At 56.5% G+C, this 18,937-nt stretch carries 15 protein-coding genes and 1 tRNA gene; 6 read left to right on the top strand and 10 right to left on the bottom strand.

Annotated features, from left to right (window positions below; genetic code table 11):
* The 4 genes from ACRESJ_RS15315 to ACRESJ_RS15300 all read left to right on the top strand — a co-directional run bounded on the left by ACRESJ_RS15315 (position 1) and on the right by ACRESJ_RS15300 (position 6,372).
* Positions 1–2,511, top strand: a complete 2,511-nt coding sequence (locus ACRESJ_RS15315; protein ID WP_431758651.1) for an efflux RND transporter permease subunit — start codon at positions 1–3, stop codon at positions 2,509–2,511.
* Positions 2,512–2,518: 7 nt separating this feature from the next.
* Positions 2,519–4,294 (top strand): acyl-CoA dehydrogenase C-terminal domain-containing protein, encoded by a 1,776-nt coding sequence (locus ACRESJ_RS15310; protein WP_431758650.1) that lies wholly within the window; start codon positions 2,519–2,521, stop codon positions 4,292–4,294.
* Positions 4,295–4,313: 19 nt separating this feature from the next.
* On the top strand, positions 4,314–5,957 hold the full coding sequence (locus tag ACRESJ_RS15305; RefSeq protein WP_431758649.1) for a fatty acid--CoA ligase: 1,644 nt from the start codon (positions 4,314–4,316) through the stop codon (positions 5,955–5,957).
* Positions 5,958–6,036: 79 nt separating this feature from the next.
* The gene (locus ACRESJ_RS15300) at positions 6,037–6,372 is read left to right on the top strand and encodes a potassium channel family protein (protein WP_431758648.1); all 336 of its coding nucleotides are present in this window, start codon (positions 6,037–6,039) and stop codon (positions 6,370–6,372) included.
* Between the two features lie 281 nt (positions 6,373–6,653).
* On the opposite strand, the gene ACRESJ_RS15295 is transcribed toward ACRESJ_RS15300, so the two are convergent.
* The 4 genes from ACRESJ_RS15295 to ACRESJ_RS15280 are packed head-to-tail and all read right to left on the bottom strand — an operon-like array spanning position 6,654 to position 11,786.
* The gene (locus tag ACRESJ_RS15295; RefSeq protein WP_431758647.1) at positions 6,654–6,875 is read right to left on the bottom strand and encodes a formate dehydrogenase subunit delta; all 222 of its coding nucleotides are present in this window, start codon (positions 6,873–6,875) and stop codon (positions 6,654–6,656) included.
* Entirely contained in the window at positions 6,872–9,754 is a 2,883-nt protein-coding gene (gene fdhF / locus ACRESJ_RS15290; protein ID WP_431758646.1) for a formate dehydrogenase subunit alpha, read from the bottom strand. Before fdhF ends, ACRESJ_RS15295 begins: the two co-directional genes overlap by 4 nt.
* Positions 9,751–11,310, bottom strand: coding sequence for a formate dehydrogenase beta subunit (locus ACRESJ_RS15285; RefSeq protein ID WP_431758645.1), 1,560 nt, complete (start codon positions 11,308–11,310; stop codon positions 9,751–9,753). Before ACRESJ_RS15285 ends, fdhF begins: the two co-directional genes overlap by 4 nt.
* Positions 11,310–11,786, bottom strand: coding sequence for a formate dehydrogenase subunit gamma (locus tag ACRESJ_RS15280; protein ID WP_431758644.1), 477 nt, complete (start codon positions 11,784–11,786; stop codon positions 11,310–11,312). Before ACRESJ_RS15280 ends, ACRESJ_RS15285 begins: the two co-directional genes overlap by 1 nt.
* 508 nt (positions 11,787–12,294) lie before the next feature.
* Between ACRESJ_RS15280 and ACRESJ_RS15275 the strand changes: the two genes are divergently transcribed.
* Positions 12,295–12,555: a DUF6429 family protein gene (locus ACRESJ_RS15275; RefSeq protein ID WP_431758643.1), complete on the top strand. Its 261-nt coding sequence runs from the start codon at positions 12,295–12,297 to the stop codon at positions 12,553–12,555.
* 279 nt (positions 12,556–12,834) lie between these two features.
* Here ACRESJ_RS15275 and ACRESJ_RS15270 read toward each other — a convergent pair whose 3' ends face one another.
* The 6 genes from ACRESJ_RS15270 to ACRESJ_RS15245 all read right to left on the bottom strand — a co-directional run bounded on the left by ACRESJ_RS15270 (position 12,835) and on the right by ACRESJ_RS15245 (position 18,574).
* Entirely contained in the window at positions 12,835–13,146 is a 312-nt protein-coding gene (locus ACRESJ_RS15270; protein ID WP_431758642.1) for a DUF3077 domain-containing protein, read from the bottom strand.
* Between the two features lie 783 nt (positions 13,147–13,929).
* Positions 13,930–14,607, bottom strand: coding sequence for a hypothetical protein (locus ACRESJ_RS15265; RefSeq protein ID WP_431758641.1), 678 nt, complete (start codon positions 14,605–14,607; stop codon positions 13,930–13,932).
* 384 nt (positions 14,608–14,991) lie between these two features.
* The gene (locus tag ACRESJ_RS15260) at positions 14,992–15,933 is read right to left on the bottom strand and encodes a hypothetical protein (RefSeq protein ID WP_431758640.1); all 942 of its coding nucleotides are present in this window, start codon (positions 15,931–15,933) and stop codon (positions 14,992–14,994) included.
* Between the two features lie 271 nt (positions 15,934–16,204).
* Positions 16,205–17,572: a DUF6119 family protein gene (locus ACRESJ_RS15255; RefSeq protein WP_431758639.1), complete on the bottom strand. Its 1,368-nt coding sequence runs from the start codon at positions 17,570–17,572 to the stop codon at positions 16,205–16,207.
* 430 nt (positions 17,573–18,002) lie between these two features.
* Positions 18,003–18,332, bottom strand: coding sequence for a hypothetical protein (locus ACRESJ_RS15250; protein ID WP_431758638.1), 330 nt, complete (start codon positions 18,330–18,332; stop codon positions 18,003–18,005).
* 157 nt (positions 18,333–18,489) lie between these two features.
* Positions 18,490–18,574: transfer RNA gene (locus ACRESJ_RS15245), tRNA-Leu, on the bottom strand.
* Positions 18,575–18,680: 106 nt separating this feature from the next.
* On the opposite strand from ACRESJ_RS15245, the gene ACRESJ_RS15240 reads away from it, so the two are divergent.
* The coding region (locus ACRESJ_RS15240) for an S-adenosylmethionine:tRNA ribosyltransferase-isomerase (RefSeq protein WP_431758637.1) at positions 18,681–18,937 on the top strand (257 nt) is incomplete at its 3' end.

Genomic DNA, 18,937 nt, shown 5'->3' with positions numbered 1-18,937 from the left:
ATGGGCAATATCAAACAAGACGCCATGCCGGTGATCCGCGACCTGCGTGATTTTGACCGCCGCTCCGGCAACCTGCTGGAACGGCTGGTGTTCAACTATCGCCCGCTGTTCATGCTGCTGATGGCGCTGGCCACCGTGGTGCTGGGCTTCATGGCCGTGACTCGCCTGGAGTTGCGCCCAAGCTTTGAAAAAATGATTCCGCAGAGCCAGCCGTACATCCAGAATTTCCTGGAAAACCGTGCGTCCCTGCGCGGCCTGGGCAACTCGGTACGGGTGGTGGTCGAGAACACCCAGGGCGATATTTTCGACCCCGATTACCTGGACGTGCTGAAGAAGGTCAATGACCAGCTGTTCCTCACCGAAGGTGTCGACCGTGCGTGGATGAAGTCCCTGTGGAGCCCGGCTGTGCGCTGGACCGAAGTCACCGAGGAAGGCTTCCAGGGTGGCCCGGTGATGCCTGACACCTACGAGGGCAAGCCCGAGCAAATTGAACAGCTGCGCCAGAACATTTCCCGTGCCGGTATCGTTGGCAGCCTGGTGGCCAGCGATTTCAAATCGAGCATGTTGATCGTGCCGTTGCTGGACAAGGCCGCTGCCGGTGGCCAACGCATCGACTACCACGCTTTTTCGCAGATGCTCGAAGAGCAGTTGCGCGACAAGATTGAATACGCCGGCGACAGCTCTGCGCGTAAATCCGGCGTTGAAGGCACAGGCCAGTACAAGGTCCGGGTAATCGGCTTCGCCAAACTGATGGGCGACCTGATCGACGGCCTGATCCAGGTGATGATGTTCTTCGGCCTCGCCGTCGTCACATCACTGGTCATCATCTACGCCTACACCCGTTGCGTGCGCAGCACCTTGCTGGTGGTCGGCTGCTCGCTGATCGCGGTGGTCTGGCAACTGGGCATCGTCGCCTGGCTGGGTTACGCCATCGATCCGTACTCGGTACTGGTGCCGTTTTTGATCTTCGCCATCGGCGTCTCCCACGCCGCGCAGAAGATGAACGGCATCATGCAGGACATCGCCCGCGGCACCCACAAACTGATCGCTGCGCGCTACACCTTCCGCCGTCTGTTCATTGCCGGTGTCACCGCCTTGCTGGCTGACGCCGTGGGCTTCGCCGTGCTGATGCTGATCGACATTCCGGTGATCCAGGATCTGGCGATCACCGCCAGCATCGGCGTCGCGGTGCTGATCTTCACCTCGCTGTTGCTGATGCCGGTGGCGCTGTCCTATGTCGGCGTCGGTGCCAAGGCCGCCGAGCGTGCCCTGAAAATCGACACCCGCGCCGAAAAACACAAAGGCTTTGGTCGCTTGTGGGACCTGCTCGACCGCTTCACCACCGCCAAGTGGGCCACAGGCGCCGTGTTGGTCGCGGTGCTGATGGGCATCGGTGGTTACGTCGTCAGCCTCAACCTCAAGATCGGCGACCTCGAAAGCGGTGCTCCGGAGCTGCGTGCCGACTCGCGCTACAACCGCGACAACGCCTACATCACCCAGCACTACGCGCTGTCCAGCGACCTGTTCGCGGTGATGATCAAGACCGCGCCGGAAGGCTGCCTCAACTACAAAACGTTGGTACTCGCCGACCGTCTGGCCTGGGAGCTGCAACAGTACCCGGGCGTGCAGGCGACGGCGTCGCTGGTCAACGCGGTTCGCCAGATCACCGCCGGCACCTACGAAGGCAACCCCAAGCTCAACAGCATCCAGCGCAACCAGGACGTGCTCAACTACGCCGCGCAGCAAGCCTCGGTCAACTCGCCGGAGCTGTTTAACAACAACTGCTCGCTGATGCCGGTGATCACCTTCCTCAAGGACCACAAGGCCGAAACCCTCGATGCCGTGGTAGCGATTGCCGACAAGTTCGCCAAGGAAAACAGCACCGAGGATCGTCAGTTCCTGCTGGCGGCCGGTACGGCTGGCATCGAAGCGGCGACCAACATCGTCGTGCGTGAAGCCAATCGCACCATGCTGCTGTACGTCTACGCGGCGGTGACGCTGTTCTGCCTGATCACCTTCCGCAGCTGGCGCGCCACGCTGGTGGCGCTGTTGCCGCTGGTGCTGACTTCGATCCTCTGTGAAGCGCTGATGGTTGCCATGGGCATCGGCGTGAAAGTCGCGACCCTGCCGGTGATCGCCCTCGGGGTGGGCATCGGCGTCGACTACGCCTTGTACCTGCTCAGCGTCCAATTGCACTTCCAGCGCCAGGGGCTGCCACTGTCCCAGGCCTACCGCAATGCGGTGTCCTTCACGGGCCGAGTGGTCGGGCTGGTGGGCATCACCCTGGCGGCAGGCGTGGTGTGCTGGGTCTGGTCGCCGATCAAATTCCAGGCCGACATGGGCATCCTCCTGACCTTCATGTTCCTGTGGAACATGCTGGGCGCGCTGATCCTGATCCCGGCTCTGTCGTACTTCCTGCTGCGTGAACGGGCGGTTGAATCTGCCGCCGTTACGTCTACCCAAACCACTGAACGTCCTGGCATGACCCATGCCGTGACCACTTCCGAGTAAGCCAACGATGTCTGAATACAAAGCTCCCCTGCGCGACATGCGCTTCGTACTCAACGAGGTTTTCCAGGTGTCCCGGCTGTGGGCCCAATTGCCTGGCCTGGCGGACGTGATTGATGAAGAAACCGCCGCCGCGATTCTTGAAGAAGCCGGCAAGATCACAGGTGAAGTGATCGCACCGTTGAACCGTCCAAGCGACGAAGAGGGTTGTACCTGGAGCGACGGTTCGGTCAGCGCGCCGCAAGGTTTTGCCGAGGCCTATCAGGCCTTCGCCGACGGCGGTTGGGTCGGTGTCGGTGGTGATCCACGGTTCGGTGGCATGGGCATGCCCAAGGCGATTTCGGCCCAGGTCGAAGAGATGGTCAACGCGGCCAGCCTGTCGTTCGGCCTGTACCCGATGCTGACGGCGGGCGCCTGCCTGTCGATCAACGCCCACGCCAGCGAAGAGCTGAAAGCCGCCTATCTGCCAAACATGTACGCCGGCACCTGGACCGGTTCCATGTGCCTGACCGAAGCCCACGCCGGCACCGACCTGGGCATGATTCGAACCCGCGCTGAACCCCAGGCTGACGGCAGCTACAAGGTCAGCGGCAGCAAGATCTTCATCACCGGCGGCGACCAGGACCTGAGCGAGAACATCATCCACCTGGTGCTGGCGCGTCTGCCGGATGCACCGGCGGGGCCGAAGGGCATTTCGCTGTTCCTGGTACCGAAGGTGCTGGTCAATGCCGACGGTTCCCTGGGTGAGCGCAATTCGCTGTCCTGCGGTTCCATCGAACACAAGATGGGCATCAAGGCTTCGGCCACCTGCGTAATGAACTTCGACGGCGCTACCGGCTGGATCGTCGATGCGCCGAACAAAGGCCTGGCGGCGATGTTCACCATGATGAACTACGAGCGTCTGGGCGTTGGTATCCAGGGCCTGGCCCAGGGCGAACGTTCTTACCAGAACGCCCTGGCGTATGCCCAGGACCGCATCCAGAGCCGTGCGCCTACCGGTGCACAGAACAAGGACAAGGCCGCCGACCCGATCATCGTCCACCCCGACGTGCGCCGCATGCTGCTGACTATGAAAGCCCTCAACGAAGGCGGCCGTGCGTTCTCCAGCTACGTCGCGCTGCAACTGGACACCGCCAAGTACAGCGAAGATGCCGCGACCCGCAGCCATGCCCAGGATCTGGTGGCACTGCTGACCCCGGTGGCCAAGGCCTTCCTTACCGACATGGGCCTGGAAACCACCCTGCACGGGCAAATGGTGTTCGGCGGCCACGGCTACATTCGCGAATGGGGCCAGGAGCAACTGGTGCGTGACGTGCGCATCACCCAGATCTACGAAGGCACCAACGGCATCCAGTCCCTCGATCTGGCCGGGCGCAAGATCGTCGGCAGCGGCGGGGCGCTTTACCGTTCCTTCGCTTCGGAAATCCGCGAATTCAGCGCAGCCTGCGCCGATCTTGGCGAGTTCACCCAACCATTGAACGCTGCCGTGGACGTCCTCGACGAACTGACTGCATGGCTGCTGGACCGCGCACAAACCAACCCGAATGAAATCGGCGCGGCCTCGGTCGAATACCTGCACGTGTTCGGCTACGTCGCCTACGCCTACATGTGGGCACGCATGGCCAAGGCCGCCGTGAGCGCACAGGCCTCGGACGATTTCTACATCAGCAAACTGGCCACGGCGCGTTTTTACTTCGCCCGACTGCTGCCGCGTATCCACTCGCTGAGCGCATCGGCCAAGGCGGGCAGCGATTGCCTGTACGCGCTGCAAGCCGATCAGTTCTAAAGGACAAGGAAACCCAATCATGATGGCGACAAAAATAATTCCGCCCGCCGAAGGCGCCTATGCCTACCCATTGCTGATCAAGCAACTGCTGCTGTCCGGCGTGCGCTACGAGCCGGGTCGGGAAATCGTCTACGCCGACAAGTTGCGCTACAGCTACCAGACCCTCAACCAGCGCATCCGCCGCCTGGCCAACGCGCTGACCGCGGCCGGGGTCAAGGCCGGCGACACCGTGGCCATGCTCGACTGGGACAGCCACCGCTACCTGGAATGCTTCTTCGCCGTGCCGATGATCGGTGCGGTGCTGCACACCGTGAACATTCGTCTGTCGCCGGAGCAGGTGCTGTTCACCATGAACCACGCCGAGGATGACGTGGTGCTGGTGCATGACGACTTCCTGCCGCTGATCGAGCAGATCCAAGGGCGGCTGACGACGGTCAAGGGCTACGTCCAGCTGACCGACGACACGCCAGCCGCAACATCCTTGCCGGTGTTGGGCGAGTACGAAAACCTGCTGTCCGAGGCATCGGACCAGTACGACTTCCCCGATTTCGACGAGAACTCGGTCGCCACGCTGTTCTACACCACAGGCACCACCGGCGACCCGAAAGGCGTGTACTTCAGCCACCGCCAACTGGTCCTGCACACGCTCAATGCCGTCGGCACCCTCGGCGGCTACCAGGGCCAGCCGTTGCTGCGCTCCGATGACGTGTACATGCCGATCACGCCGATGTTCCACGTGCATGCCTGGGGCGTGCCCTATGTCGCGACCATGATGGGCATCAAGCAGGTCTATCCCGGCCGCTACGAACCCAACAGCCTGGTGCGCCTGTACCGCGAAGAGAAGGTCACGTTCTCCCACTGCGTGCCGACCATCCTGCAGATGATCCTCAACTGCGAGGAAGGGAAAACGACCCGTTTCGACGGCTGGAAAATGCTCCTGGGCGGCAGCGCGCTGACTCTTGGCGTTGCCAGTGACGCCAGCGCCCACGGCATGGTGGTGCACGCCGGTTACGGCATGTCGGAAACCTGCCCATTGCTGTGCGTGAGCTATCTACGCGATGAAGACCTCGCACTGGACCGCGAAGCCCAGTTGCCCATTCGCATCAAGACCGGCACGCCGGTGCCGATGGTCGACCTGAAAATCATCGACGCCAACGGCGACGACGTCGCTCACGATGGTGAGTCCCTGGGCGAGATCGTGGTCCGTGCGCCATGGCTGACCCAAGGCTATCTGAAGGAGCCGGAAAAGGGCGCTGAACTCTGGGCCGACGGCTGGCTGCACACCGGCGACATGGCCTCCATCGACGCCATGGGCGGCGTGGAAATCAAGGACCGCATCAAGGACGTGATCAAGACCGGCGGCGAGTGGATCAGCTCCCTGGAACTGGAAAGCCTGATCAGCGAACACCCGGCAGTGATGTCGGTGGCGGTGGTGGGTATTGCCGATGAGCAGTGGGGCGAGCGTCCCATGGCCTTGGTGGTCAGTGAACCGGGCCAATACCTGGACCGCAAAGTGCTGGAAACCCATCTGCAAGCTTTCGTTGATGGCGGGCGCATCAACAAATGGGCAATTCCCAAGCAGTTCAAGTTCGTCTCGGAAATTCCCAAGACCAGCGTCGGCAAGATCAACAAGAAACTGATTCGAGAGAGCGAAGCGAACTGACAACTCTGTGCCAAGCTGATGGAACGCCAATTCGCCTGGCACCCAGGCAAATCCAGGCAAATCCCGGGGAGCCCATCAGATGAAGCACACGTCGCATATCCGTCGAGAGTTCTACAAGGCCGTCGGTTATTACCTTCGAATTACCTGGCCGATCTTTTCCACCATGCTGATCGTCATCGTCACGTTTGGCCTGATCATCAGCTACGTGGAAGGTTGGGACCCTCTCGATGGGGTCTACTTCGGCTTCGTCACCGGCCTGACCATCGGCTACGGCGAACTCGTACCGAAACTGCCGCTGTCGCGGATACTGGCGATAGTGCTCGGCTTCAACGGCGTGCTGTTGACGGCGATCTTCGCGGCGATCAGCGTGCGGGCGATCGAGACGGCAGTGCGGGTGACCGGGGGCGATAAGTAACCCCCTCAACCACGACACAACCCCTGTGGGAGCTAGCCTGCTAGCGATAGGGCCTTCACAATCAAAGAATATGTTGAATGTGCTGCCGTCATCGCTAGCAGGGCTAGCTCCCACACTGTTTTTCGGTTGATCGCAAATTCCGTGACCAACCCATGACTACTGTGGGAGCTAGCCTGCTAGCGATAGGGCCTTCACATTCAAAGCAGATGCCGAATGTGCCGCCGTCATCGCTAGCAGGCTAGCTCCCACAGGTTGTTTGTGGTTTTGAAGATTCTCGGCGATCAAGCCTCCCAGCCCGCCTCACTCACAGCGGTCTGCACCAACGGATGCAAATCCGCCCCCTTATTTGCCGTTTGCCAAGCCAACAACTCCTTGCGCATCCCCGGCGTCCAGTACAACTGCATGTGATTCCTCACACTGAGCACGGCCTGTTGTTGGTCGGGCTCATTGGCAAAGTACTGGGCGATCTGGTTGGCCATCTTGATCAGGTTGGCAGTGCTCATCGGCGTACCTCCGCTTTATCGCCCCGTGCCTGACGGCGCTCCTTAAGCAATCGATCCTGTTCGTCACTGAACGCCTGATAGCGTTTTTGCCACTCGGAAGGGTGGTACACACGGCTGACCTCCACGGCCGTGACCTTGTACTCCGGACAGTTGGTCGCCCAGTCGGAGTTGTCGGTGGTGATCACGTTGGCCCCCGATTCCGGGAAGTGGAAGGTGGTGTACACCACGCCCGGCGCCACCCGTTCGGTCACCCGCGCGCGCAGCACAGTCTGCCCGGCGCGGCTGCCGATGCCGACCCAGTCGCCTTCGTTGATGCCACGGCTCTCGGCGTCGGTCGGGTGGATTTCCAGGCGGTCTTCGTCATGCCAGGCGACGTTCTCGGTACGCCGGGTTTGCGCGCCGACGTTGTACTGGCTGAGGATGCGCCCAGTGGTCAGCAGCAGCGGATAACGAGCGTTGACCTTCTCCTCGGTGGGCACATAGCCGGTGAGCATGAACCGCCCCTTGCCGCGCACGAACTCCTCGATGTGCATGGTCGGCGTACCGTCCGGCGCCTCGGCGTTGCACGGCCATTGCAGGCTGCCGTGGCGCTCAAGTTCGGCGTAGCTGACGTTGGTGAAGGTCGGCGTCAGGCGGGCGATTTCGTCCATGATTTCCGACGGATGCTTGTAGTCCATCCGGTAGCCCAAGGCATTGGCCAGGGCCACGGTGCCTTCCCAGTCGGCCTTGCCGCCCAGCGGTTCCATCACCTTGCGTACCCGCGAGATACGGCGTTCGGCGTTGGTAAAGGTGCCGTCTTTTTCCAGGAACGAGCTGCCCGGCAGGAACACATGGGCGAACTTGGCGGTTTCGTTGAGGAAAATGTCCTGCACCACCACGCATTCCATGGCCGATAGGGCCGCAGTCACGTGTTGGGTATTCGGGTCGCTCTGGGCGATGTCTTCGCCCTGGCAGTACAGACCCTTGAAACTGCCGGCCAGTGCCGACTCGAACATGTTGGGAATGCGCAGGCCCGGATCGGGTTGCAGGGTGACGTTCCACGCCTGTTCGAACTCGGTCCGCACCGCCACGTTGGAGATGTGCCGGTAACCAGGCAACTCGTGAGGGAAGGAGCCCATGTCGCACGAGCCCTGCACGTTGTTCTGCCCACGCAACGGGTTCACGCCCACGCCTTCGCGGCCGATGTTGCCGGTGGCCATGGCGAGGTTGGCGATGCCCATCACCGACGTACTGCCCTGGCTGTGTTCGGTAACGCCCAAACCGTAGTAAATCGCCGCGTTGCCGCCGGTAGCGTAGAGGCGGGCCGCGGCGCGGATGTCTTCAGCAGGCACACCGCAAATCGGGCCAATCACTTCCGGTGCGTTTTCCGCACGGCTGACAAACTCGCTCCAGCGGGCGAAATCGCTGCCCTCGCATCGGGCGTCGATAAAGGCCTGGTCTTGCAGGCCTTCGGTGATGATCGTATGAGCCAGCGCATTAAGCATGGCGACGTTGGTACCCGGACGCAGGGCCAGGTGCAGTTCGGCGCGGGCATGCACGCCGTCCACCAGATCGATGCGCCGTGGGTCGATGACGATCAGCCGCGCACCTTCACGCAGCCGGCGTTTGAGCTGGGAAGCGAACACCGGGTGGGCGTCGCTCGGGTTGGCGCCCATCACCAGCACCACATCGGCCTGCATCACCGAATCGAAGCTCTGGGTGCCAGCGGACTCGCCCAAGGTTTGTTTCAGGCCATAACCGGTAGGTGAGTGGCAAACCCGCGCACAGGTGTCGACGTTGTTGTTGCCGAACGCGGCGCGCACCAGTTTTTGCACCAGATAGGTTTCTTCGTTGGTGCAGCGGCTGGAGGTGATGCCACCGATGGAATCGCGACCATATTTCTGCTGCAAGCGGCGCATTTCGCTGGCCGCGTAAGTCACCGCCTCATCCCAGCTGACTTCCTGCCACGGGTCGTTGATGTGCTTGCGGATCATCGGCTTGGTGATGCGATCCGGGTGAGTGGCGTAGCCCCAGGCAAAACGCCCTTTGACGCAGGAGTGACCATGGTTAGCCTGACCGTTCTTGTCCGGCACCATGCGCACCAGTTGGTCGCCCTTCATCTCGGCGCGGAACGAACAACCCACGCCGCAATAGGCGCAGGTGGTGATTACGGCGCGCTCAGGCTGACCGAGTTCAACCACGCTTTTTTCCATCAGCGTCGCAGTCGGGCAGGCCTGCACACAGGCGCCGCAGGACACGCATTCGGAATCCAGGAAATCCTCACCACCGGCCGCCGAAATCCGCGATTCGAAACCGCGCCCGGTGACGGTCAGGGCAAAGGTGCCCTGGGTTTCTTCACAGGCGCGCACGCAGCGGTTGCAGACGATGCACTTGCTCGGGTCGTAATCGAAATACGGGTTGGAGGTGTCTTTCACGTCCTCCAGATGGTTCTCGCCTTCATAGCCGTAACGCACTTCCCGCAGGCCGACCTGACCGGCCACGGTTTGCAGCTCGCAGTTGCCGTTGGCCGAGCAGGTCAGGCAGTCCAGCGGGTGATCGGAGATGTACAGCTCCATGACGTTGCGGCGCAGGGTCGCGAGCTTGGGCGTCTGGGTGTGCACGGTCATGCCTTCAGTGACCGGCGTGGTGCAGGACGCGGGATAGCCGCGCATGCCGTCGATCTCCACCAGGCACATGCGGCAGGAGCCGAAGGCTTCAATGCTGTCGGTGGCGCAGAGTTTAGGAATGGTGGTGCCCATCAGCGCCGCAGCGCGCATCACGGAGGTGCCTTCGGGCACGGTGATGCTGCGGCCATCGATGTTCAGGGTGATCTGCACCTGGCTTTCTCGAGCGGGCGTGCCCAGATCCATGTCGGTTTTAGGATCGAATACAGTGATCATTGCTCGGCCTCCGAGGCTTGCAGACCGAAGTCAGCGGGGAAGTGCTTGAGTGCGCTGGTCACAGGGAAGGCCGTCATGCCGCCCAGAGCGCAGAGCGAGCCATAGGTCAGGGTGTCGCAGAGGTCCTTGAGCAGGATCACCTGCTCGTCCCGTGCGGCGGCATCGGTTGCTGCCAGCAGACGGTCGATCACCTCGACGCCGCGAGTCGAGCCGATACGGCAAGGGGTGCATTTGCCACAGGACTCCTCGGCACAGAACTCCATGGCGAAGCGCGCCATGTGCGTCATGTCGAGGCTGTCGTCCGCCACCACCACACCACCGTGACCGAGCATCGCACCGATGGCGGCGAAGGCTTCGTAATCCAGCGGCGTGTCGAATTGCGACGGCGGCACCCAGGCGCCTAGTGGGCCACCCACTTGTGCAGCTTTCAGCGGGCGACCACTGGCGGTGCCGCCGCCGTAGCCTTCCACCAGCTCGCGTAGGGTCAGGCCAAACGCCCGCTCCACCAAACCACCGTGACGAATATTGCCCGCCAGTTGGAAAGGCATGGTGCCCAGCGAACGGCCCATGCCGTAATCGCGATAGAACTGCGCGCCCTTGGCCAAAATCAGCGGCACCGAGGCCAGCGTCAGCACGTTGTGCACCAGCGTCGGCAGACCGAACAAACCCTTCAGCGCCGGTATCGGCGGCTTGGCGCGAACCAGTCCGCGCTTGCCTTCCAGCGAATCCAGCAACGCAGTTTCTTCACCGCAGATGTACGCACCGGCACCGACGCGCACTTCCATATCGAAGGCCTGCCCGCTGCCGCCGACATTGGCGCCCAGATAACCGTTCGACCTGGCAATCTCCAGTGCGTTGCGCAGGACGGCCACCGCATCCGGGTATTCCGAACGCACATAGATGTAGCCATAGGTGGCCCCGACGCACAGGCCAGCAATGGCCATGCCTTCGATCAGCAGGAACGGGTCGCCTTCCATCAACATGCGGTCGGCAAAGGTGCCGGAGTCGCCTTCGTCGGCGTTGCACACGATGTACTTTTGCGCAGCCTGGGTGGCGCGCACCGTGCGCCATTTGATCCCGGCGGGGAAGGCCGCGCCGCCACGGCCACGCAGGCCCGAATCGAAAACAGCGGTCGCAGTCTGCTCACCGCCAAGGCTGACGGCCCTTGTCAAACCTTCGAAACCGCCGTTGGCCCGGTAATCGTCCAGCGACAACGGCCGGGTAATACCGGCGCGGGCGAACAGCAGGCGTTGTTGAGACTTGAGATACGGCAACTCTTCCACCAGCCCCAAGGCCAGTGGATGGTTGGAAGATGGGACTTGCAGCGCATCGAGCACCGACGGCACATCAGCAGCCGTCAGCGGGCCAAAGCCGATCCGACCTTGCGGGCTGTCCACTTCCAGCAGCGGTTCCAGCCAATACAAACCACGGGAACTGGTGCGCTGCAGCTCCAGCGGCAAATTGCGTTCCTTGGCCTGAGTGATCAGCGCCGTAGACACCTCATCGGCACCCACGGCACGGGCCAGCGAATCAGTCGGCAAATAAAGAGTCGGCATCACGCGTCCTCCCGGCAAGCATCAAGCAAGGCATCCAAACGCTCGGCACTGAGCCGCGCATGCACCCGACCATCCAGCTCCAACGCCGGCGAACAGGCGCAAGCGCCGAGGCAATACACCGGCCGCAAACTGATGCTGCCATCGGCACTGCTGCCGTGGTCATCGAGTTGCAGACGATCGCGCAACTGCGCCGCCAACTGCTCAGCCCCGCGGCTCTTGCACGACTCGGCGCGGCACAAGCGCAGAATATGGCGGGCCGGTGGCGAGGTACGGAAGTCATGGTAAAAACTGATCACCCCGCGCACCTCAGCCTGACTCTGGTTCAGCGCATGGGCAATCTCGGGGACGGCGGCATCGGGGATGTACCCAATGCGCTCCTGAATATCATGAAGAATCGGCAACAGCGCACCCGGAGTGCCCGCATGGCGCTCCAAAAGGCTGTTGACCACAGACAGGTGCAAACTCTCATCAGGCATTCAGCAATCCTCACGGTCACGGACACACCAGATGGTTGTCGGTCGTCCGAAAGTGTCGGCTGCGGCATTCACACCACGTCACGGTATCGTGGCATCGGCCGTTGGCCAGGGCACCCTGAATGGGCATCTTGTCGTACCCGGCACGGTCTTCGCCGCGCCTCTACTGGGCATTACGGCAGCTTGCCACGCTGCTATTGATCGAACCGCACCAAAGCGACGTGCTCGGTTCTGCCTACGACTATCCATTAAGTCTAGATGAGCGTGGCAAGGCGCGTTCACATAGGCCTAATGCCCGCAGGGCTTGTCGATGGCTGATGTATAGCAAGCATTACAGGAGAGAGTAAGCATCAGAACCGTGGGTATTTCTCAGGTGCAGATGCGTTGACGTATTCCCTGCGGCCTGCTCACGAATGCGCACTATCCTTGTGTTTTTATGGAAGTCAGACCGGGAATGGAGCGCCCATCACAGACCCGGCGATAGCGATTAAATACGAGTGGAGCAATGATCATGGAATACGACGACAAACTCATTGAAGACGCCGTGCTCGCCCTGTTGGCAGCCTTCAGTTCCGACAGCGGCAACGCCTGGAAAGGGTTCGACTTTGAGATCATGAACCGATTGCATGAACAGGGTTTCATCAGTGATCCGGTGAACAAGAACAAATCAATTTGGTTAACGGAGGAAGGGTTGGAGCGCGGTCGGCGGATAGCCGCCCAGTTGTTCGGTGTGAAAACTCAAGGCGAAATTGAGTCCAGCTCTGATACCTGACTTCAAACTGCGGTCACGATGGTTGGTCGGAAATAAATCCGTAAACTACTCGATCCCCATTTTTTGCATGCTCACAGTGGCGCCAGAATCTAAACCCCTATAGGCGCGAGCCTGCTAGCAAAAGCGCCAGCCCAACCACAACTCGGGCCAAACAATGCCGTCAGCACACCGCAATCCATGTGGGAGCGGGCTTGCCCGCGAAGGCGCCAGCCCAGCCAACATAAATGCTGATTAAGATGCCACCCTCACAAGCCACCCACACCCCAAGGGCCTAAACCACTAAGCTTCAGCCTTAGCCGCCGCTCGCGCAGCCATCGACCCAATCTCCCGATCCCGAGTCAGCACCTTCACCGCATCATCCACCAACGCCTTACTCATCGAAGTCAGATAATGCGCCGCCCAAGCATGCCGGTCAGTGTCCTTGGTATAAGCAGCATCTTCAGTAAGTGTTTTAGCCAGGAACAGAAAATCCGAAGCCATGGACAACGCATCGCCGAGAGGAACCCCCCGAGTGACATGAAACAGCGCTTGATCCGCGCAATAGATGGCAGGTGTCAGGCCGATGGTTTTGAGTTCAGGTTGTTCAGTCATTGGCCACCTCCGAGGATGGAGAGGCAATGGGGGAGGGGGGGACGCGATTGGGAATTGCGTAGAGGAAAAAGCCAAATTTCAAACGTACTGATACTGCTCATTATCCAACTCCTTGATATGAGGAGCTGCCACGTTCGTTTCCACACGAATGGGTGACAGCTGTGCGCAGGGTGGAAAACCGGGAATCAAGGAAACCGGCACGCCCGAAGACGTCCCACGCACAGCCGCCATAACGCACGCCGCAGGCATAAAAAAGCGCCGGCAGACGTGATGGGGGCGCTGTTGCGCCTTGAATTACACGGGTTTCCACACCCGGTCGCTGATTTGGCAGCGACGGGTGGGAGGGTAGCTTGCAGACTTCCTCGCTGCAACCTTCCACAGAGTTCAATGCAGCACGTTTCGACGGCAATGACTTATGCAGCAGGAAATTGCTGAGTAAGCAATCCTTCCCGCAGTTGATCCGCGAGAGGCTTATGTTGACAACTTAGAAGCTACGCAGGTGAGCAGCTAATTTTTCAAGAAAATCGATCACCCCATTTTTCCTTACGTTTGAGTGCTAAGCGGAAGAAAGCTTTCTAATTCTGCGCTCCTTTGAGGAGAATTGATGGGCGCTGCCGGTGGTCGTCTCCCCATGGCATCAAGCGTGACGCGGGATAAGTCAAATACCAGGACCGACGCCAAGGCCGTCAGATGCCTCAGCATTCAATTCACTATCGAGTGCGGCAATGCTACAAGCAATAAAACTAAAGGCGGTAACATTGTAGGCTGCACCAGTAACATTACTTAGTATTTCTCGATCTCTTTATTTGTTGCGTCTATCAGATCTTGAAGTTCGTGAGTCAAAGACTTTATGCCATCAGCGGTTGAGCCCATGTCTATTTTTTTGGCTTCTAGCGTGATGTAATTTTCTCGGTAGATGTCTAGACGTTCGATCGCTTCTTCGCTTAGTGTTTTTTCTTCCTCATTAGCTTTTTTCATCATTCGCTCTACTGCTTCATTTCCTGCCTTGATTGCAGCGTCAAAGTCGGAGTTGTTAATCTCTATCATGCTTATCAAGCCTTTCATGCGCATGTAGATACGTACTATTTTGGATGATAGGTCGGGATTGATGTTTGCAAGGTGGGAAGGCGCAGAGTCAAATATTGGGAATGTATTTGCGCCGATAGAGAAGTAGCAAATGTAGGGCTCGGAAGTTTCTAGTTCTAAGAGTTCATTTCCGTACTCTTCCTTATAGAGCTCCCAGGCGGTGGTTAGTTCGACACTTAGTAGTAATAATGTATTTTTTGTGAGTCTAACTTCATCCTGTGCAGATTTTTCTGCGGCATATTCATGAGCTTTTATGGTGGCTTTTCTTGTTGCTCTTGCACCGATGTAGGCTGCGATAAGCGCGATTGCGACTTCTTTCGAATAAATACCATCAACGAGGCTCGCAAGTCCGTTGGCTATGGTGTTCAAGTCCATATTTACTTTCTCAAGGTTTTTATAAATTGAATAGTAGGCCTAACCTAGCTTAGTTTAGTAATAACCACGTCTAGCGTTTTTTATCGCTTCTCGTGAGGTTCCATAAATACTTAGGTGGGAATTTATAGCTATACGGCTATTCAGCATTTTAATTGTTTCTTCGTCAACTGATTATGAGGGCTTATGGTATTCATTTCCCGAACTGCTGATGTACGCCATTTTAGGTGAGATGGGGAAGTATAGGTCAAGCGAGTCGACCAAAAAGGGGGCGGATTTATTTTCTTGACAATAAATCTGCCCCCTTTTTGCTTAACCATTTTTCCGGTTCGGCACGATCGGGGCCAAATAAACGTAGCCCAGCCAAAAAGGTGGTTCCAAGGTTTTTTAGAATGCCCTTGTGATTCCGAATATTAAATTCCTCATGTGGTCGTCAATTTTTTCATTTGTGCTTTCAAATAGTTTGCATGTTTCAGGGCAGGTTATTACTTTTGTATATATCTTTCGTGCAATAACATCGCAATGCCCTGCTGTTTCTATAAGTCCAAGTATCTCTCTTGGCTGGATTATGTCTCCATGCACGGTTTTGGATCGAACGCCGTAAGCTTTTTTGGTTTTTATGAATATTTCTAACCTTTCATGCGGGTCGTCTGTTAGCGAAAAAGCGATGCGCTCTGAAAGCTGATGAGATAATTCTGTTGTGTTGGTACTAAATAGCGATTCAAAAAATGAGCAGTAAGTGGCGATCTTTATTGCAAGGTCGCTTGCGGAGCGTGCCATCTGCAGATGGTAGGTGGAGATGTTAATTCTGCCTGTCGTTTTTTGCAGAACTGTTCTAGATGGATTGTCTTGTTCTTTCAAACCCCTAAAGTGCTTATCTGAAATATCACACACACGCTCAAGATCATTCTGGCCTAAGGCTGTGACACTTTTTTCTCCATTCGCGAGAGAATAGTGAAATTTTAAGGTGTTGCTATGCATGGCGTCGCTATCCAAACCAATAGCAAATCCTGTATCACAATTTGCACTAGAGTCACGATTCATCCAGAGCGAGAGTAAAAAACCATGCGCGCCTCTAAGCAAGTTTATTACTTCTATGTGGGCCCCCTCTTCGACAAGCACCGATCCTGTTTTAAAAATCACCGGTCTGCCGCTGGTTAGGAAATTATATTCGAGCAGACCTAGAACACCTATGTGTTGAGGGGGAATTAGAGATTTTACAAAATCTGCGTTATTTGTGATGAATGTGTCGTTGGCTACCTTTATTGGTTGATCAAGTGTTTTTGAGATTTGGAGATCTGTTAGTCCAACGATATACAGAAATTTCAAGTTGCACCGTGTGTTGATAGTGAATCGGTGGTTGATAGGTCGCAATAGGCCCTTTTATTTTACGTGGCGCGATATGTAGATCTTTGGTTTCAGTGAGTATCCGGATACTAGTTTTTTCCACGCCTCGAGTGCGAGAAGGAATTGGATGGAATTAACATCTGTGATGGACTTAACGTCTTCTTCAAAGACAAACCAAAGTGCTGCCGAAGTAAGTTTTTTGCTAAATTTGATTTGGTTGTTTTTAATAAGGGTTATGGAATCTTTTGATTGTTCAATGTTGTAAATTAATTCCGGCTTCTTTTTTGAGATCTTTACGGATATTATCTCGCCTTTGTAATAAAGATCGGCAACTATCAACTTGATAGTCCCTTCTTTTTCTTTCTAGTGAGCGGATTGCAGTGAGTTCTCTGTCTAAAAGCGTGTATCCGCGCTCGCTGCATATTTTCTGATTGAAATAGGCTTCCCGATAATCAACTTTGTCATCTCCGGCTTTTCGATTGGCACGTTTGTTTGCTTGCCAAGCAGTAAACTCTGTTTCAATCAACTTTTCTTCGAGAACAATCTCAATACCGCTGAGGGAACGTTTCAGATACTCCATAAAAACTTGATTGAAAAAGAACCATTCGCCATTTTTCAAGAAGTACTGTTGGTCGCCCCACACAATAGGCATATCCAGCAGCTCTTTGAGGCTTCTCGTGAAGCGTCCGGTCTCCTCGTTTTTAAACTGCACTGTCACATTATTTATATTGTCAATATCTGGATTGTCCACGAGGAACTCCGAAATTTCTTCGGTGCCAATTGTATTGCCGAGTTGCTTGCTCAGGAGTTTTCCTTCACTGTTCTTCGCTTTGATAGCATAGTCATAGTCATGGAAGCTGAAACATATCGATACACCGTTTACATGGAACTGATCAATCCCCACGCTGCCTTCGCCATCTCTCAAATGAGTGAGAGCCTGAATATCAAGATCATTGGCGATATCTGAATTGGCTGATTCGAGTTTAGGAAGGTGTATTATCCGATCATCCTTGAAGCTGGCTTCAATGATTTCGAATATTTCAGGGAGATGCATGGGCTGCTTATCCATATCCATCTGTATAGAGTCAGCAAAAATAATGTTGCGGTTACCCCAGACAGTTTTGTTTGCTGCCTTTAGTTTTATATGGTCCACGGACTCGCCAGCTTCGTAGTTGTTTACCTGGAACTGCTGGTAAGAGGAAACGTCTTGCCTTTTCGTACCAGTAAAATACCGGCTTTTTTTAAGAAGTATTGAACTCTCATCTGCCATATGCAGAGCGAGGTCAATCCCGAAATCTAGCTGAATGAATTTCGATAAATAAAAATGTGATTTTCCCAAGCTGACAGCAAAAATTCTTTCAGGTTCTGCAGTATTTTGGCAAACTAAAACAGCAAAATTGAAGATATTTTTTGGCTCTTCAATATTTTCATTGAAAAAGTCGCGGTATGTCTTCCACCACCAAACTTCGTTGCCTTCTACTTTTTCAGAAAAGTAAAAAGTCTTTAAGTATCCATCCTTTTCTAGGGTTTTCTGCTCTACTAACCCAACTGATTTTAATTTCTCTTTTAGTTGGCCAATTTTGGTTGGTTTGACTTTGTAGATATTATAAGTGTTCGTCATAACAAGTCCCTTTGGACGTAACAGTGTGGTGGGATTCTGAGATTCGTCCTCAGTTGGAGTCTCATTTCTCGGATGCCTGATTAAGGCATAATAATCCGCCAACCTATTGCTGCGTGAGGCTAAATGCTATCACCACGTTTGGCAATGTTGCTGTCGGGAGTTTTGCAGCGGGGGCGACTGGAAAATGAGGTTGCCCAAATCGAAGGATTAGTCCTTGTTCACCTCGCACATCACATACATCATCGATTTTCTATCAAATCACCGCGATCGAACGCTTTTGAGGTTGGCAAACCGACTGCGCACCAAGGTTGAGCGTCCGGTACTGGCTGAAGGCAGACTTTGAAAAAGGGGACAGATTTATTATTGGATTAACATGGCAACCAACTTGGGCCTGACTACGGGCGTTCCCCCTTTTAGGTCACGCTGTCATTCACTGAATGTCTTTCAGATAATCCCTGAGCGCAATGAGCGGATCACCAAGCCGCTCCATAACCTGTATCCCAGCAAACTCCCCCGCCAACCTCCCCAACTCCCGCCCCAACGGCTTCTCCACACCCCCAACCGCCTCCAACGCCAACCCCACACACTCACCCACCTTCACCTGAATCCCCTCAACGTCCCCGCGCCGCACCAGTAGCTCAAACACGTCCCGCTGGTAATCACCCATCACCAAATCATCACGCAGGATCGGGCTTTGGCCTTCGGTTTCGTAGGCGAGTTTGAGGGAGAAGAGGGCGACGGTTTCCAGGTGTAATTCCATGGGGGGAATCCTTGTGAATTGGTCTTCCTGCGGGGAGGGCAGGGGGGAGCAAGATCAAAAGATCGCAGCCTTCGGCAGCTCCTACAAAGAGCGACGCGGTGGATCACTTTTCTATAGGCGAAAAAAAAGGCCTTGCTAAGCAAGACCTTTTTTAATTTGGTGCCCCGAGGGAGACTCGAACTCCCACTCCTTTCGAAAACGGATTTTGAATCCGCCGCGTCTACCAATTCCGCCATCAGGGCAATGGCCGCGGAGTATAGAGAGGTGATTACCGTCGGTCAATCAGGTACATAGAGAATTTTTGATATTTCCGCTAGACTTCCCGGCCCTGCTAGACGACACCCCATCATGCGCGTTGCTGACTTTACTTTCGAACTCCCTGATTCGCTGATCGCTCGCCACCCTTTGGCTGAGCGGCGCGGCAGTCGCCTGTTGACCCTCGATGGGGTCAGCGGCGCTCTGGCACACCGTCAATTCACTGATTTGCTTGAGCATTTGCGCCCGGGCGATTTGATGGTGTTCAACAATACCCGGGTGATTCCGGCGCGGCTGTTTGGCCAGAAGGCTTCCGGCGGCAAGCTGGAAATCCTGGTGGAGCGGGTGCT

Origin of the sequence: Pseudomonas sp. (genome assembly GCF_050739655.1) — a bacterium.
In the GTDB taxonomy this organism is placed as follows: Bacteria; Pseudomonadota; Gammaproteobacteria; order Pseudomonadales; family Pseudomonadaceae; genus Aquipseudomonas.
Note: the sequence above shows the minus strand (reverse complement) of the source record. Positions and strands in the feature narration are given on the sequence as shown.

Bases quoted from the DNA above. Each gene is read 5' to 3' on its own strand.
- ACRESJ_RS15285 (WP_431758645.1), bottom strand. From the start codon at position 11,310: ATGCCGACTCTTTATTTGCCGACTGATTCGCTGGCCCGTGCCGTGGGT.
- ACRESJ_RS15305 (WP_431758649.1), top strand. From the start codon at position 4,314: ATGATGGCGACAAAAATAATTCCGCCCGCCGAAGGCGCCTATGCCTAC.
- ACRESJ_RS15300 (WP_431758648.1), top strand. From the start codon at position 6,037: ATGAAGCACACGTCGCATATCCGTCGAGAGTTCTACAAGGCCGTCGGT.
- ACRESJ_RS15310 (WP_431758650.1), top strand. From the start codon at position 2,519: ATGTCTGAATACAAAGCTCCCCTGCGCGACATGCGCTTCGTACTCAAC.
- ACRESJ_RS15265 (WP_431758641.1), bottom strand. From the start codon at position 14,607: ATGGACTTGAACACCATAGCCAACGGACTTGCGAGCCTCGTTGATGGT.
- ACRESJ_RS15270 (WP_431758642.1), bottom strand. From the start codon at position 13,146: ATGACTGAACAACCTGAACTCAAAACCATCGGCCTGACACCTGCCATC.
- ACRESJ_RS15250 (WP_431758638.1), bottom strand. From the start codon at position 18,332: ATGGAATTACACCTGGAAACCGTCGCCCTCTTCTCCCTCAAACTCGCC.
- ACRESJ_RS15255 (WP_431758639.1), bottom strand. From the start codon at position 17,572: ATGACGAACACTTATAATATCTACAAAGTCAAACCAACCAAAATTGGC.
- ACRESJ_RS15275 (WP_431758643.1), top strand. From the start codon at position 12,295: ATGGAATACGACGACAAACTCATTGAAGACGCCGTGCTCGCCCTGTTG.
- ACRESJ_RS15315 (WP_431758651.1), top strand. From the start codon at position 1: ATGGGCAATATCAAACAAGACGCCATGCCGGTGATCCGCGACCTGCGT.
- fdhF (WP_431758646.1), bottom strand. From the start codon at position 9,754: ATGATCACTGTATTCGATCCTAAAACCGACATGGATCTGGGCACGCCC.
- ACRESJ_RS15295 (WP_431758647.1), bottom strand. From the start codon at position 6,875: ATGAGCACTGCCAACCTGATCAAGATGGCCAACCAGATCGCCCAGTAC.
- ACRESJ_RS15280 (WP_431758644.1), bottom strand. From the start codon at position 11,786: ATGCCTGATGAGAGTTTGCACCTGTCTGTGGTCAACAGCCTTTTGGAG.